At 73.1% G+C, this 15,331-nt stretch carries 14 protein-coding genes; 6 read left to right on the top strand and 8 right to left on the bottom strand.

The window, feature by feature from the left end; translation table 11 throughout:
* Nucleotides 1-208: 208 nt before the first annotated feature.
* Nucleotides 209-1,891: an ABC-F family ATP-binding cassette domain-containing protein gene (locus RY076_RS18060; protein ID WP_323100506.1), complete on the top strand. Its 1,683-nt coding sequence runs from the start codon at nucleotides 209-211 to the stop codon at nucleotides 1,889-1,891.
* Here the strand turns inward: RY076_RS18060 and RY076_RS18055 are convergent.
* Entirely contained in the window at nucleotides 1,881-2,144 is a 264-nt protein-coding gene (locus RY076_RS18055; protein ID WP_323100505.1) for a GlsB/YeaQ/YmgE family stress response membrane protein, read from the bottom strand. The genes RY076_RS18060 and RY076_RS18055 overlap by 11 nt on opposite strands.
* Nucleotides 2,145-2,240: 96 nt before the next feature.
* Here RY076_RS18055 and zwf point away from each other — a divergent pair, with 96 nt between their 5' ends.
* Nucleotides 2,241-3,674 (top strand): glucose-6-phosphate dehydrogenase, encoded by a 1,434-nt coding sequence (gene zwf, locus RY076_RS18050; protein WP_323100504.1) that lies wholly within the window; start codon nucleotides 2,241-2,243, stop codon nucleotides 3,672-3,674.
* Nucleotides 3,675-3,708: 34 nt separating this feature from the next.
* Here zwf and RY076_RS18045 read toward each other — a convergent pair whose 3' ends face one another.
* From RY076_RS18045 to RY076_RS18035, 3 genes are all read right to left on the bottom strand, one after another.
* Nucleotides 3,709-4,152, bottom strand: a complete 444-nt coding sequence (locus RY076_RS18045; protein WP_323100503.1) for a DUF2500 domain-containing protein — start codon at nucleotides 4,150-4,152, stop codon at nucleotides 3,709-3,711.
* 85 nt (nucleotides 4,153-4,237) lie between these two features.
* Nucleotides 4,238-5,302: a Gfo/Idh/MocA family protein gene (locus RY076_RS18040; protein WP_323100501.1), complete on the bottom strand. Its 1,065-nt coding sequence runs from the start codon at nucleotides 5,300-5,302 to the stop codon at nucleotides 4,238-4,240.
* Nucleotides 5,299-5,868 (bottom strand): DinB family protein, encoded by a 570-nt coding sequence (locus RY076_RS18035; RefSeq protein WP_323100500.1) that lies wholly within the window; start codon nucleotides 5,866-5,868, stop codon nucleotides 5,299-5,301. The genes RY076_RS18040 and RY076_RS18035 overlap by 4 nt, the downstream gene beginning before the upstream one ends.
* A gap of 96 nt (nucleotides 5,869-5,964) precedes the next feature.
* Here RY076_RS18035 and RY076_RS18030 point away from each other — a divergent pair, with 96 nt between their 5' ends.
* Entirely contained in the window at nucleotides 5,965-7,071 is a 1,107-nt protein-coding gene (locus tag RY076_RS18030; RefSeq protein ID WP_323100498.1) for a diacylglycerol/lipid kinase family protein, read from the top strand.
* Nucleotides 7,072-7,153: 82 nt separating this feature from the next.
* On the opposite strand, the gene xylA is transcribed toward RY076_RS18030, so the two are convergent.
* Nucleotides 7,154-8,341, bottom strand: coding sequence for a xylose isomerase (gene xylA / locus RY076_RS18025; RefSeq protein ID WP_323100497.1), 1,188 nt, complete (start codon nucleotides 8,339-8,341; stop codon nucleotides 7,154-7,156).
* An 87-nt stretch (nucleotides 8,342-8,428) separates the two neighbouring features.
* Here xylA and RY076_RS18020 point away from each other — a divergent pair, with 87 nt between their 5' ends.
* Entirely contained in the window at nucleotides 8,429-9,811 is a 1,383-nt protein-coding gene (locus tag RY076_RS18020) for an ROK family transcriptional regulator (RefSeq protein ID WP_323100495.1), read from the top strand.
* Here the strand turns inward: RY076_RS18020 and efeB are convergent.
* The 3 genes from efeB to efeU form a co-directional block, all read right to left on the bottom strand.
* Nucleotides 9,771-11,105 carry an iron uptake transporter deferrochelatase/peroxidase subunit gene (gene efeB, locus RY076_RS18015; protein WP_323100493.1) on the bottom strand — a complete coding sequence of 445 codons (1,335 nt, stop codon included), beginning with the start codon at nucleotides 11,103-11,105 and terminating at the stop codon, nucleotides 9,771-9,773. The genes RY076_RS18020 and efeB overlap by 41 nt on opposite strands.
* Nucleotides 11,102-12,250, bottom strand: a complete 1,149-nt coding sequence (gene efeO / locus RY076_RS18010) for an iron uptake system protein EfeO (RefSeq protein WP_323100492.1) — start codon at nucleotides 12,248-12,250, stop codon at nucleotides 11,102-11,104. The genes efeB and efeO overlap by 4 nt, the downstream gene beginning before the upstream one ends.
* 98 nt (nucleotides 12,251-12,348) lie before the next feature.
* Complete coding sequence (gene efeU / locus RY076_RS18005; RefSeq protein ID WP_323100490.1) at nucleotides 12,349-13,203, bottom strand: iron uptake transporter permease EfeU; 855 nt, start codon at nucleotides 13,201-13,203, stop codon at nucleotides 12,349-12,351.
* 172 nt (nucleotides 13,204-13,375) lie between these two features.
* Here efeU and RY076_RS18000 point away from each other — a divergent pair, with 172 nt between their 5' ends.
* Both RY076_RS18000 and RY076_RS17995 read left to right on the top strand, forming a co-directional pair.
* Nucleotides 13,376-14,050, top strand: a complete 675-nt coding sequence (locus RY076_RS18000) for a DUF2461 domain-containing protein (RefSeq protein WP_323100488.1) — start codon at nucleotides 13,376-13,378, stop codon at nucleotides 14,048-14,050.
* On the top strand, nucleotides 14,050-15,246 hold the full coding sequence (locus tag RY076_RS17995; RefSeq protein ID WP_413785794.1) for a flavin-containing monooxygenase: 1,197 nt from the start codon (nucleotides 14,050-14,052) through the stop codon (nucleotides 15,244-15,246). Before RY076_RS18000 ends, RY076_RS17995 begins: the two co-directional genes overlap by 1 nt.
* The last annotated feature ends 85 nt before the right edge of the window (nucleotides 15,247-15,331 follow it).

The following is a 15,331-nucleotide window of genomic DNA, read 5'->3' as shown; positions in this document are numbered from 1 at the left end:
CCAGGTCGCCATCACGGTCCACGAGGCCGGCCTGCTCTGACCGCGAGACCTGTCCGCGGAAAAGGGGTGGACGCCGTCGGCCCGCGGCCCTAGTGTCCCGTCCCGTGTGGATCTCCTGATGCCTCGAGCCCGCCCGCCCGGCTGATGCGCGACGCCTGACGCGTCCCTCTTCCCGGCGGGGCCCTGCCGACCATCAAGGACCTCGCTCATGTCTTCCACGCCGTCCACCACGCTCACCGTCACCGGCCTCGACGTCGCCTTCGGTGCCCGTGTCCTCTTCTCCGGCCTCGACCTGACGCTCGCCTCGGGCGACGTCACCGCCGTCGTCGGGCCCAACGGCTCCGGCAAGTCGACGCTGATGCGAACGCTCGTCGGCGAGCTGCCGATCGAGGGTGGCTCGATCCGGCTCGCCCCCTCCGACGCCACGGTGGCCTGGCTCCCCCAGGTGCCGCCCGACGCGCAGGAGTCGCTGCTCGCGTACGCCCGGCGCCGCACCGGCGTCGCTGCCGCGGACGTCGAGCTCGAGGCCGCCTCGGCCGCGCTCGCCGAGAGCGTCCCCGGGGCCGAGGACCGGTACGCGCTCGCCCTCGAGCGGTGGTTGGCCCTCGGTGCCGCCGACCTCGAGGAGCGCCTGCCCGAGGTGTCGGCGCGGGTCGGCCTCGACGTCGACGCGTCGCGTCGGCTCGGGACGCTCTCGGGCGGGCAGGCGGCCCGGGCCAGCCTCGTGGCCGTGCTGCTCAGCCAGTACGACGTGCTGCTGCTCGACGAGCCGACCAACGACCTCGACGCGCGCGGCCTCGACCTCATGGCCGAGTTCGTCCGGTCGCACGACGGGCCCGTGCTCGTCGCGAGCCACGACCGCGCCTTCCTCGACCGCGTCACGACGAGCGTCGTCGAGCTCGACCTGCCCCAGCAGCGGATCGGCCACTACACCGGCACGTACAGCGACTTCGTGCAGCAGCGGGCCCTGGCCCGGTCGCAGGCGTGGGACGCCTACGAGGAGTACGCGTCCGACCGCGACGCCCTCCTCGGCCAGGCCCGGCAGCGCGCCGACTGGGCGGTCAAGGGCCGCACCGGGCCGAAGGCGACGAAGGAGCCGGACAAGCACATCCGCGAGAAGCACCGCGCCCGCGCCGACCGGCAGGCCGCCAAGGGCGCCCGTCTCGAGCGGGCGGCCGACCGGCTCACCGTCGTCGACCAGCCGCGCAAGGAGTGGCAGCTGAGGTACACGATCACCGAGGGCCGGCCGCCGGCCGACGTCGTCGCGACCCTGTCGGAGTCCGTCGTCGAACGGCACGGCTTCCGGCTCGGGCCGGTGTCGCTGACGCTCGGCCGTGGCGACCGCATCGCGCTCGTCGGCGACAACGGCAGCGGCAAGACGACGCTGCTCGGAGCGCTCCTCGGCGACCTCCCCCTGACGTCGGGCCGTCAGACGCTCGGCACCCGCGTCTCCGTCGGCGTGCTCGACCAGCGACGCCGGCTCCTCGAGACCGACGCCACGGTGCTCGACGTCGTGCGCCGCGAGCTCGGCCCCCACCCGCGGACCGGGTCGGAGTGGCCGGTCGGCGAGGTGCGGACGCTGCTCGCGAAGTTCGGGCTCGGCGCCGAGCACGTGGGCCGCCCGGCGCGGAGCCTGTCGATGGGTGAGCGGACTCGCGCGCTCATGGCCCTCTTCCAGGGCCGTGAGGTCAACGTCCTCGTGCTCGACGAGCCGACCAACCACCTCGACGTCGACGCCATCGAGCAGCTCGAGGCCGCCGTGGCGGCGTTCGGTGGCACCGTGCTCGTCGTCAGCCACGACGAGAGCCTGCTCGCCGGGCTGCGGCTGACGCACCGCTGGCACGTCGAGCGCGGCCGGGTGGCCGTGGAGGGGGTAGCGGTCAGCGGGTGACGTTGCGGGTGCGGCTCCAGCGCCATCCCGCCGTGACGATCACGGCGCCGACGATGGAGCCGATGATGCCGCTCGGGCGCAGGTCGAGGCCATCGCCCGACAGGAGGCTCGCGAGCAGACCGCCGACGAGCGAGCCGACGAGGCCGGCGACGATCGCCATCGTCCAGTCGATCCCCGTGGACCCCTTGCCGAGGATGAGCTGCGCCGCGGCGCCGACCAGCATTCCGAACAGGATGATGCCGATGAAGAGCATGCTCCGAGCGTAGGCCCCCGGCCCGTCGAACGCGCCCGGTTCGCGGCACCCGGCCCGACCCTCCCGCTCGGGCCGGATTTGCGCCACGCTGAGGACATGCCCGCCACCACGGTCGTCCTGTTCGGCGCCACCGGAGACCTCGCGAAGCGCAAGCTGCTCCCCGGGATGCTCCACCTGCACGAGACGCAGCTGCTCGAGGGCCTGCGCGTCGTTGCCACGAGCCTCGATGACCTCACCCGTGAGGAGTTCCTCGACCTCGTCTTCGCCTCGATCCGCGAGCACTCGAGCCACGACGTCACCGATGACGACCTGCGCGAGTTCGCCGACCGCATCCACTGGGTGCCGGGTTCGGCCGGGCCGCAAGGGATCCGGGCCGCCGTCGAGGAGTCGGAGGACATCCTCGGGCCGGATGCGTGGCGGTTGCACTACCTGTCGGTGCCCCCGAAAGCGGCCCTGGCCGTCGTGCGCCAGCTCGAGGAGGCCAAGCTCGTCGAGCGAAGCCGGATCATCATGGAGAAGCCGTTCGGCACCGACCTCGCGAGCGCCCGGGCCCTCAACGCCGAGCTGCACGAGGTGTTCGCCGAGGAGCAGATCTTCCGCATCGACCACTTCCTCGGCAAGGAGGCGGCGCAGAACATCCTCGCCTTCCGGTTCGCCAACGGCCTCTTCGAGCCGATCTGGCACCGCAACCACATCGACCACATCCAGATCGACGTGCCCGAGACCCTCGGCCTGTCCCAGCGCGCCGACTTCTACGAGGGCACCGGCGCCTACCGCGACATGGTCGTGACCCACCTGTTCCAGGTGCTCGCGTTCACGGCGATGGAGCCGCCGACCTCGCTCGAGCCGCACGCCATCAGCGAGGAGAAGAACAAGGTCTTCCGGTCGATGGCGCTCATCGACCCGCACGACGTCGTCCGCGGCCAGTACGTCGGCTACCGCGACGAGCCGGGCGTCAGGGCCGACAGCGACACCGAGACGTTCGTGGCCCTCAAGTGCTTCGTCGACAACTGGCGCTGGGCGGGCGTCCCCTTCTTCCTGCGCACCGGCAAGCGCCTGGCCGAGGGCGCCCGCATCATCTCCATCGCGTTCAAGGAGCCGCCGCGCTCGATGTTCCCGCCCGGCTCCGGCGTCGGCGACAACGGCCCGGACCACCTGACCTTCGACCTCGCCGACAAGTCGCGGATGTCGTTGTCGTTCTACGGCAAGCGCCCCGGGCCGGGCATGAAGCTCGACAAGCTGTCGATGCAGTTCTCCGTGCAGGAGACGCACTGGGCCGGGTCGGTGCTCGAGGCCTACGAGCGGCTCATCTACGACGCGGCGCGCGGCGACCGCACGCTCTTCACCTCGGCCGAGGGCATCGAGCGGCTGTGGGAGGTGAGCCAGCCGCTGATCGACAACCCGCCGACCGTGCGGCCGTACCAGGCGGGCACGTGGGGGCCCAACCAGATCCACCAGCTCGTCGCGCCGTTCACGTGGCGGCTGCCTTTCGAGCGGCAGTGGCGCGACCCCAACGACTTCGGCGCCTGACGCGCCAGACGCGCCTCACGCGCGCCCGCGCCGCTCAGTCGCGGACGACGCTGCGGGTGAAGCCCTTGTAGCGGCTGCCCTGGTGGATGAGGTGGCCACGGTCGCCCTCGGCCAGCTGCCCGTACTCGGAGCCGCTGACCTGCAGCTCACGCCGCTCCCCCGACTCCTCCTCGAACGTCACGTAGTACGTCGTGCTCGAGGTGGCCGGAGTGCCCTGGCTCAGCATCGTGCCCGGCTCGGTGCCCGGTATCGCGGCCGAGCCGGCGCGGCTCCGCACGTCCGTGCGGCGCGACACGACGAGCGCGTCGACGCTGCGCAACGGGGACATCTCGTCGGCCCGCCACCGCGACACCCCCTTGACGAGCGTGTAGCCGAACACGGCGACGGCGAGCGCCGCGACGAGGCCGAAGAAGAGGAAGAAACCGGTCGGCGGCCCGGTCATGGCCGGGTCGAACGGGACGAAGTCGTCGGTGAGCATGCGGACCCCTGTGTCTCTAGCATGTGCGGTCCGCAGTATGACTGCTCGAGAGGCCGCGCGGGTTGCATTCGCACCCGATCGGGGTTCACTCCCCGGGGTAGACGACCCCGATCTGGCGGCGCACCTCGTCCATCGTCTCCATGACCCGCAGCGTCGTGGCATGCGGCAGGAGGGGCGACTCGGTCTCGCCGGCGACCAGGCACCTGGCGAACTCGGCTGCCTCGTAGGAGAACCCGCGGACGTCCTCGGGCAGGCCGCCCGGGCGCTCGTCGAGCACCTCGTTGTCGCGGCCGACGAGGCGCAGCGTCGAGCCGGCGCCGTAGAACGCGCCGGTCAGCTCGAGCCTGGCGTTCGTGCCGGCGACGACGGCGGTGCACGGCGTGACGCCGGCCATGGTGCACGACAGGACGCCCTGCGCCCCGGCCGCGTTGGTGACGGCGATGGTGGTCGTGGCGTCGACGCCGAGGTCGGTGAGCGTGCCCGACGCCTTGACCGACGCGACCGACTCGGCGGCCCCGAGCACGACGTCGGCGAACGACACGGGGTAGACGCCGAGGTCGAGGAGCGCGCCTCCGGCGAGCTCGGGCTGCGAGAGGCGCTCGGGCCCGTCGGGGTAGAGCCGCTGGCCGTGGTCGGCGAAGACGGCGACGACCTCGCCGATGAGGCCGGACTCGACGACGTGGCGCACGACGTCGTACTGCGGCAGGAACCGGCTCCACATCGCCTCGACGACCAGCAGGTCGCGCCGGGCCGCGGCATCGAGCACCTCGCGGGCCTCGGCGGCGCTGCGGGTGAAGGCCTTCTCCACGAGGACGGGCTTGCCGGCCTCGAGCGCGAGCAGCGCGTGGGCGCGGTGCTCTGAGTGCGGCGAGGCGACGTACACGGCGTCGACGTCGGGGTCGGCGACCAGGTCCTCGTAGCTGCCGTACGCGCGGCCGATGCCGTACTCGTCGGCGAAGTCCTGGGCGCGGGCGTGGCTGCGCGAGCCGACGGCGACGACCTCCGAGGCGGTGCCGACGGCGACGGCCTCGGCGAACGCGTGCGCGATGCCTCCCGGCGCGAGGACGCCCCAGCGGATGGCGGGGGCGTCGTGGGGGTCGGGGGTGCGGGCGTCCGGGAGGGTGAGCGGCACGTCGATCGGCAGCGTCATGCGTTCACGTCCCACAGGTGGTGGCGGATGTCGTGGGCGAAGTACACGGCGAGGGTTCCGGCCGTGAACTCCGAGCCGTCGCTGCGCAGGGCCACCCAGCCCCACTCGTCGCCGACCGGGCGCTCGTACGTGGCGGCCGCGGCCTCGAACGCGGTGCGCAGCTCGTCGCGCAACGCCTCGGGGTCGGCGCGCCAGTACTGCTTCTCGAGAGCGGTCTCGTCCTGGTCCCAGTTCGCGAACCGGACCGCGTCGCCGCCACCGTCGAGGATCTGCTCGAGCCGCCCGCGCATGACGTCGCAGACGTCTCGGACGTGGCACGCGTACTCGACCGGCGACCACACGCCCTGCCGCGGTCGCATCCGCGCCTGGGGGCGCGCGATGGCGGTGACGTACCGGGCGGACGCGTCGCGCAGCAGCGCCGGCACCGCCGTCGGCTCGAGCCGCGAGGGGTCGAAGCCGCAGTCGGGGCACGGCTGGCGCAGCACCCACGTCCAGTCGGCGGTGTCGGGGGTGGCGGGACCGGGATCCTCGACGCTCAGGGGCCCGGGGCCCGTCGGCTCGCTCATGCGGGTCAGCCTAGGGCCGCCGTGCGGCGGCGGGGCCCGGCGTCCGCGCCCCGACCGGATTCCGGACATACGGGGGCCGGGCGATACCGTGCACTGGTGCTCAAGGACTACCTGCCGTGGATCGTCACCGGGGTCGTGGTTCTGGCCCTGGTCGTCGGCGGCGTGGTCTTCACGCGTGTCGCGCCCGAGGCCACGGCGACGCTCCGGCGCCGTCCCCGACCCCCGCGCGACCACTTCCGCTCCGGCGACGACGACACCCCCGTGCCGCTCAAGCGCGCCGCCGTCGTCGTCAACCCGACGAAGTTCACCGACCTGCCCTCGGTCCGCGAGCGCATCACCGTGGCGTGCCACGCGCAGGGCTGGGGCGACCCCGTCTTCTACGAGACGACGCCCGACGACACCGGGGCCGGGCAGGCCGCGCTCGCGGTGCGCGAGGGCGTCGACCTCGTCTGCAGCCTCGGCGGCGACGGCACGGTCCGCAACGTGGCGCACGCCCTCGTCGGCACCGAGATGCCGCTCGGCATCCTGCCTGCCGGCACTGGCAACCTGCTGGCCCGCAACCTCGACCTCCCGGTGGCGCTCGAGAACGCCCTGGAGGTGGCCCTCACCGGCCGCAACCGCCGCATCGACGTCGGCGAGGTGCTCATCGGCGCCGCACCCGACGACGCCGCCGACGACGCCGAGGACCCGCGTCCGCTGCACCACTTCCTCGTCATGAGCGGGCTCGGCATGGACGCCGAGATCATGGCCGCCACGAACGAGAACCTCAAGAACAAGGTGGGCTGGCCGGCGTACATGGTCTCGGGCCTCAAGTCGCTCGTGTCGCCGGAGTTCCGCGTGCGGATCAAGGTCGACGACGACATGGAGTTCCGCCGCCGCGCCCGGATGGTCGTCATCGGCAACTGCGGGCGGCTGCTCGGCGGGCTCGTGCTCATGCCGAACGCCCGCGTCGACGACGGACGCCTCGACGCCGTCATCGCCTCCCCCAAGGGCGTCGTCGGCTGGGTGCCCGTCGCGACGCGCGTGGCGACCCGCCGCCGCAAGGGCCACCCGACCCTCGACCACAAGGTGTGCCAGGAGATCCGGGTCCGCGCCGACCGGCCGATCGCCCTGCAGGTGGACGGCGACGTCATCGGCGAGGCGGCCGAGGTCTTCGCCCGGATCCGCCCGGCCGCCCTGACGGTCCGCGTCAGCCAGTCCTGACCAGCCCTCTTCGCCGCCACACCCTCGCGCCCTCACGCACTGCTCCCACCACGGGGGCAGTGCATGAGGAGGGCGGCGTCCCTCAGCGGGCGCCGAGGGCGTGCTCGACGGCGAGCTGGTTGAGCGCGACGAAGGCGTAGCCGGCCTCGGCGAGCGCGTCGGCGTCGACGTCCTCGTACGCGGACCGGTCGGCGAGCAGGTCGGCGAGCGTCTCGCCGGCGCCGAGCGTCGACTCGGCCAGCTCGAGCACGCGGCTGGCCGCGAACGCCGCCTGCACCTCGGAGTCGGCGCGGTAGGCGGCGGCCCGCTCGGCGAGCAGGATGTAGGTGCTCATGTTCGCGGCTGCGGAGTCCCAGACGCCGGCCACGTCCTCGGTGCGCGAGGGCTTGTAGTCGAAGTGCCGGGGGCCGTCGTACGTCGGGCCACCCCCGGGGAAGCCGTTCTCGAGCAGGTCGACGGTGAAGAACGCCGAGAGCAGGTCGCCGTGGCCGAAGACGAGGTCCTGGTCGTACTTGATCGAGCGCTGGCCGTTGAGGTCGATGTGGAAGAGCTTGCCCGCCCACAGCGCCTGGGCGATCCCGGCCGTGTAGTTGAGCCCGGCCATCTGCTCGTGCCCGACCTCGGGGTTGAGCCCGACGATGTCGCCTTGCTCGAGCTGGGCGATGAAGCCGAGCGCGTGCCCGACGGTCGGCAGGATGATGTCGCCGCGCGGCTCGTTCGGCTTGGGTTCCAAGGCGATCCGCAGGTCGTAGCCCTGCTCCTTGATGTAGGCCGCGACGGTGTCGATGCCCTCGCGGTAGCGGTCGAGCGCCGCGTTGAGGTCCTTGGCGCCGTCGTACTCGGCACCCTCGCGGCCGCCCCACATGACGAACGTCTCCGCGCCGAGCTCGGCCGCGAGGTCGACGTTGCGCACCACCTTGCGCAGCCCGTACCGGCGCACGTCGCGGTTGTTCGAGGTGAACGCCCCGTCCTTGAAGACCGGGTGGCTGAAGGTGTTCGTCGTGACCATCTCGCACACGAGGCCGGTCTCGTCGAGGGTCTTGCGGAAGTCGGCGACGATCCGGTCGCGCTCGGCGTCGCTGCTGCCGAAGGGCACGAGGTCGTCGTCGTGGAAGGTGACGCCCCAGGCGCCGAGGTCGGCGAGGCGGCGGCAGGACTCGAGCGGGTCGAGGTGCGGGCGCGACGCGTCGCCGAACTGGTCGCGCGCCTCCCAGCCCACGGTCCAGAGGCCGAACGAGAACCGGTCATCGGGGGTCGGGGTGCGGACCATGCGGGGCTCCTCCTCGAGCGGGCAGTATCGTCGCCGCCATTTGTATGATGAACAAACTTATTACCAGGAGGGCGATAGGGTCAACGGGTGAGGACCGGCGCGACGACGAGCCAGGGCCCGACACGTCCACCGGGCGGGATGGCCGACCGGGTGCGGCGCGGGGCCGTCCAGCAGGCGACGCTGCGCACCCACAACCTCTCCGAGGTGCTGCGCGCCGTCGTCGAGGCCCCCGAGGCGCCGACCCGCGCTCGCCTCGCATCGGCGCTCGGCGTCACCCGGGCCACCGCCTCCGACCTCGTCGACCGCCTCATCGCCGCCGGGCTGCTCGTCGAGCTCGAGCAGGAGTCGCTCGGCCGCGCCGGCCGCCCCGGCATGCTCCTGGGGGTCGGCACCCGCGCGGTCGTCGGGCTCGGGCTCGAGGTGCAGGTCGACCACCTGACGGTCCGCGCCACCGACCTGACCGGCGCCCCCGTCGCCGAGGCGCACCGCCCCGGCGACTACCGCGGCAGCGACGCCCGACGCGTCGCCCGGCAGCTGGCCCGCCTCGCCGCCCCGATCGTCGAGGGCCTCGACGGCGGACCGCACGCGCCCGGCACCGGACCCGTCGTCGGTGCCTGCGTCTCCGTGCCCGCACTCCTCGACCAGGGGCTCGTGCGCCTCGCGCCCAACCTCGGCTGGCACGACGTCGACCTCGCAGCCCTCCTCGCCGCCGACGACGCGCTCCAGGGAATCGACGTGCGCGTCGGCAACGACGCCGACCTCTCCGCCCGCGCCGAGGTCCAGGCCAGGGCCCACGCCGAGGGCACCCCGCGTGCAGCCCAGTCCTTCCTCTACGTCGCGGGCGAGGTCGGCATCGGCGGTGCGATCGTCGTCGACGGCGAGGTGGCGGCCGGGCGCGGCGGCTGGTCCGGCGAGATCGGGCACGCCGTCATCGACCGCTCCGGTCCGCGCTGCGGGTGCGGCGCGACCGGCTGCCTCGAGACCTACGCCGGGCGCGACGCCATCGCCGACGCCGCGAGCCTGCCCCGCGACACCCCGGTGGCCGAGCTCGCCGCCGCGGCGTCGACCGGCCCGCGCCGCAACCGGGCGCGCCGCGCCCTCGACACCGCGGCCGAGGCCCTCGGCGTCGCGGTGGCCACGGCCCTCAACCTCGTCGACGTCGAGCAGGTCGTCCTCGGCGGCGTCTACGGCGCGCTCTTCGAGCACCTCGAGGGCGGGATCCGCGAACAGATCACGACCCGGGTGCTCGCCGCCCGCTGGGCCGAGGTCGGCGTCAGCCGCGCCGTCGCCGGGCCCGACGCGGCCGTCACCGGAGCGGGCCTTCGCGTGCTCGACGACGTCGTCCGCGACCCGTCGCGCTGGATGGGCGAAACCGTACCGACGCGTCGGGACGGACCCTCGCGCCCAGCCGCCCCCCGAGCGGCCACGGTCAGGCGAACAGCGCCTGGCCCCAGTGCTCCCCGTCCTTGAGACCGGGAGGGCAGGCGAACACCGCTGAGCCGGTGTGCTCGACGTACTCGTTCAGTGCGTCCTTGGCGGCGAGGGCCCGCTGCATCGGCACGAACTGCTTCTGCGCGTCGCGGACGAACGCGATGAAGAACAGCCCGGCGTCGAGGTGGCCGACGCCGTCGGTGCCGTCGGTGAAGTTGTAGCCGCGGCGCAGGATGCGGACGCCGCCGAGGTTGCTCGGGTGTGCCAGGCGCACGTGCGAGGCGGGCGGGATCGCCGGCGCGCCGTCGGGGCCGGTGCGCGCGAAGTCGGGCTCGGTGAACTCCCCGCTCTGGCCCAGGGGCGCACCGTCCTTCTTGTCGCGGCCGATCGTGTCCTGCTGGTCCTGGAGGGTGGAGCGGTCCCAGACCTCGACGTGCATCCGGATGCGTCGCGCGACGAGGTAGCTGCCGCCCGCCATCCAGGCCCCGCCGGTCGATGCGGTTCCGGACTCGTCGCCCGGCGCGACCCACACGTGCTCGGCGAGGGCGTCGGCCTCCTCGGCCTTGATGTTGGCCGTGCCGTCCTTGAACCCGAACATGTTCCGCGGCGTGGCCTGCGTCGTCGAGGTCGAAGACGTGCGACCGAACCCGAGCTGGGACCAGCGCACCGACACGACGCCGAAGCCGAGCCGCACGAGGTTGCGCACCGCGTGCACCGCGACCTGCGGGTCGTTGGCGCAGGCCTGGATGCAGAGGTCGCCGCCGGACCGCCTCGGGTCGAGCGCGTTGCCCCGGAAGGCCGGCAGGTCGCGCAGCGCGTCGGGCTTGCGGGCGGCCAGGCCGAACCGGTCGTCGAAGAGCGAGGGCCCGTAGCCGATGGTGATCGTCAGGCCCGACGGCGCCAGCCCGTAGGCCTCGCCCGTGTCGGCCGGTGCCTGGTACGGCCCGCCCCCGACGAGACCGCCCGGCGCCGCCTCCGCACCGGCCGTCATCCGTTCGGCGGCGCGGGTCCACTCCTCGAGCATCCGGGCCAGCTCGTCACGGTCCTTCGTCACGACGTCGAGCGCGACGAAGTGGAGCCGGTCCTGCGCCGGCGTGACGATGCCCGCCTGGTGGGCGCCGCGGAAGGGCACCGGGGCGTCGAGCGCCGCGCCCGACGCGTCGGAACCCGACGGATCGTTCGGGCCCGACACGTCCGAGCCGGAACGCCCTGCGGCCCAGCCCGCCCCGGCGCCCGCGACCGCCCCGGCGACGGCACCGGCGGCGGCCACACCACCGACGCCCAGGACGCGGCGGCGGCTCGGCGTCCCGGAGTGCGGCGCAGCCGGCGTCACTTCGCCTCCACGACGCCCGGCACCTTGGCGACCTGCTCGCTCAGCGCGTCGAGGGCGACGGTCAGGTCCTTGACCTGGGCGTCGGACAGGGCGGTGTAGCTGACGAACGCCCCGTTCGCGCGGTTGCTGTTCAGCATCGTGGACAGCGCCGTGAACTTCTCGTCGAGGGCCTTCTGCAGCGCGGGGTCTCGCTCGGTGATGACCGGGCGCAACGTCGCGAGCGCCTGCTTGGAGCCCTCGAGGTTGCCGTCGAAGTCCCAGAGGTCGGTGTGGGAGTACCGCTCCTCCTCGCCGGTGATCTTGCCCGTGGCGACCTCGTCGAGCAGGGCCTTCGCGCCGTTCGCGATCGACAGGGCCGTCGGCTCGACGGTCTTGCTCTTCGCGACGATCTCCTTGACGTCGGCGAGCAGCTGGTCGGCGACGGCGCCGGAGTCCTTCTGCAGGCCTGCGGTCCAGAGGTCCTTCTCGAGGCGGTGGTAGCCGGTGAAGGCCATGCCCTCGGCCGTGACGTCCTCGCGGCCGTCGATCTTCGGGTCGAGGTCGCCGAAGCTCTCGGCGACCGGCTCGATGCTCTCCCAGGGGTGGCGGGCCTCGGGGTATAGCGCCTTGGCCTTCTCGACGTCGCCGGCCTTGACCGCGGCGACGAATGCGGCGGTCTTCGTCTCGAGCTCGTCGGCCTCGCTCGCGACGAAGGCCCGGTAGTCGGCGATGGCCTTGCTGACCTTGGCGTCGGCGCTGCCGGCGTTGGCCGTGCCGGTGACGGTGAACGACCCGCGGATGCCGTCGCCGACCATGCCGGGCTTGCAGGCCGTCGTGAACGTGCCGGGCTCGGTGATCTCGACCTTGAGCTGGCGTGAGAGGCCCGGCGCGATGTTCTCGACCTCGGAGACGATGCGGTCGCCCTCGGCGTAGAGGTAGAACTCGTTGACCTTGGAGCCGGCGTTCGTGATCTCGAAGGTGACCGTGCCGGCCCTGGCCGTCGTGGCGCTCAGCTCGCACGCCGTGTCGGTGGCGTTGACGGCGATGGCGCCGGCGGCCGTGGAGCCGGACCCGCCGCCGGTCGAGCCGGAGCAGGCCGTCAGGGCCAGGGCGGCGACGGCGACCGGGGCGACGACCGTCGCGAGGCGCAGGGCAGGGCGAGGCATGGTTCTCCTGTGGGGTGGCGCCGCGAGAGGCCGCGGGCGCGGGCGTGCGGGTCATGAGCTGCGGGTGGACGGCCGGCAGGCCGGTGGGTGCGAACGCGTCAGGCGGCGAGCGGCGTCCGGGGCGCGTCGGCGGCGACGGGCTTCGGCGGCGTCTTGACCGGGCGAAGGAAGAGCGTGAGGACGACGGCGACGTAGAGCGTCCACGCGACCGCCTGGAGCCACGTCGTGTTCGGCGAGAAGTTGAAGATGCCCTTGAGGAGCGCGCCGTACCAGCTGTCGGGGCTGATCGTCGCGCTGACGTCGAAGGCGAGGCTGTTGAGGCCGGGCAGGATGCCGGCCTCCTGCAGGTCGTGCAGGCCGTAGGCGAGGATGCCGGCCGCGACGAGGACGAGCAGGACGCCGGTGTAGCGGAAGAACGTCGCGAGGTTGATGCTCACGGCACCGCGGTAGATGAGCCAGCCGAGGACGATGGCACCGACGAGGCCGATGACCCATCCGAGCAGCGGCTGGCTGTTGCCGCGTCCGGCCGCCTCGGTGGTGGCGTAGAAGAAGATCGCGGTCTCGAGGCCCTCGCGGCCGACGCCGAGAAAGGCGACGAGGACGACGGCGGCGGGTCCGAGGTCGAGGGCCTTGTCGAGGCGGCCCTTGAGCTCGCCGGAGATGGTGCGCGAGGCCGAGCGCATCCAGAAGACCATGCCGGTGACGAACACGACGGCGAGGATCGAGGCCGACCCGCCGATGAGCTCCTGCTGCTCGAAGGAGAGCTGGCTCGTGCCATAGGTCAGCAGCGCGCCGAGCGCGACCGACAGGGCCACGGCCACGCCGACGCCGGTCCACACGTACCGCAGCGCCCACCGGCGGCCGGACTTCACGAGGAACGCGACGAGGATGACGACGACGAGGGCGGCCTCGAGGCCTTCGCGGAGCCCGATGAGCGCGTTGCTGGCGAGCACGGCGTCCTTCTTCCTGGTGTGGCTGGTGTGGTGGGAGCGGGGCGGGCAATTAGGGCACGTCGGGCTGCCGGAATTCAGGAAAGCACAGGTAAGCCTTGCCTAACAAGCCGGCCCCGGCGGGTGAGACGAGGTTCACCGGGGATCCACAGGATCCGGGTGCCACAGTGGGGGCATGAGCCCCGCCGCCGCGTCCACGGACCACCCGCCCTTCGCCGGCTTCCCACCCGACGCGCTCGAGCTCTATGCCGGCCTCGAGGCCGACAACTCGCGCGCGTACTGGCAGGACCACAAGGGCACCTACGAGGCGGCTGTCCGCGAGCCGATGCTCGCCCTGCTCGACGCGCTCGAGGACGAGTTCGGCCCGGCCAAGCTCTTCCGGCCCAACCGCGACATCCGCTTCAGCGCCGACAAGTCGCCGTACAAGACGCACCAGGGCGCGTTCGTGGCCGACGAGCGGGGCGGCGGCTGGTACGTGCAGGTCAGCGCCGACGGGCTCCTCGCCGGCGGCGGCTTCCGCGCGCACAGCCCCGCGGAGACGAAGCGGTTCCGTGCCGCCGTCGACGCCCCGGCGTCCGGCACAGAACTGGAGAAGCTGCTGGCGTCGTTGTCGCGCAAGGGATTCGAGCAGCACGGCGAGGCCGTGAAGACCACGCCACGCGGCTACTCGGCCGACCACCCGCGCATCGAGACGCTGCGGCTCAAGGAGGTCATGGTGACCCGCCCCTTCGGGGAGCCCGAGTGGCTCGGCACGAAGCGCACCCTGACCGAGGTGCGCACGGTCTGGCGCGACGTCCGCCCGCTCGTCGAGTGGGTCGCGGCCCACGTGGCCGACGGCCCGCTACGTTGATGCCCGTGACCCAGCGCAGTGCACGCGTCGACGCGTACGTCATCGGCGGCGGACCCGCCGGCCTCGCCACCGCGGCGGCCCTGCGGCAGCGGGGCCTCAACGGGGTCGTCCTCGAGCGCAGCGACGGTGTCGGCACCTCGTGGCGCGGACACTACGACCGGCTGCACCTGCACACGCCGCGCGAGCTGTCCGGCCTGCCGGGCCTGCCGATCCCGCGCGAGATGGGCCGGTGGGTGGCCCGCGACGACGTCGTTCGCTACCTCGAGCAGTACGCCGCCCACCACGACCTCGACGTGCGCACCGGCGCCGAGGTGGCCCGGGTCGACCGCGCCCCCGAGCACCCCGGCTGGGGCGAGGCGTGGACGGTGACGCTCGCCGACGGCTCGACGCTCACCGCGCCGTACGCCGTCGTCGCGACGGGCTTCAACCACACACCGCGCGAGCCCGATGTGCCCGGCCTCGACGACTGGCCGGGCGAGGTCGTCCGCGCCCGCGACTACCGCACCGGCGCGGCCTACGCGGCCCGCGACGTGCTCGTCGTCGGCACCGGCAACACCGGCACCGAGATCGCCGTCGACCTCACCGAGCAGGGCGCCGCGCGGGTTCGGATGGCGGTGCGCACCGTGCCGCACATCCTGCGCCGCAACCGCGGCCCCGTCGCGGCGCAGTACACCGGCATCGCCGTGCGCCACCTGCCCACCGCCCTCGTCGACGCCGTCGCGCCGTACGTCGAGCGGCTCCAGGTTCCCGACCTCTCGGCCCACGGCCTCCCCCGCCCCGACACCGGCCTGCTGACCCGCGTCGAGCGCGACAACGCCATCCCGGTGCAGGACGTCGGCATCATCGACGCCGTCCGATCCGGAGCGGTCGAGCCGGTCGCGGCCCTGGCGTCGGTCGAGGGCGAGGAGGTCGTGCTCGCCGACGGCAGCCGCATCCGCCCCGACGTCGTCGTGCTCGCCACCGGGTACAGCCAGGGCCTCGAGCCGATGCTCGGGCACCTCGGCGTCCTCGACGACAAGGGGCGGCCCGTCGAGCGCGGCGGCGCCACGGCCCGGGGCGCACGGGGCCTCTGGTACACCGGCTACACCAACCCCATCTCCGGCATGCTCCGCGAGATCGCCATCGACGCGCGCAAGATCGCGCTCGCCATGGCGTTGGCCAAGCGGCGGGACACCAGGGCCCTGCGCTCGGCCTGACCTCCGCGGCGCCAGACGCGTCGCGCCGTCGCTCCAATCTCATTCCTTCGCCCGACAACTTGTCATACAAGTATTCGACTCATAC

This window comes from Intrasporangium zincisolvens (genome assembly GCF_034724055.1).
GTDB lineage: Bacteria > Actinomycetota > Actinomycetes > Actinomycetales > Dermatophilaceae > Monashia > Monashia zincisolvens.
Note: the sequence above shows the minus strand (reverse complement) of the source record. Positions and strands in the feature narration are given on the sequence as shown.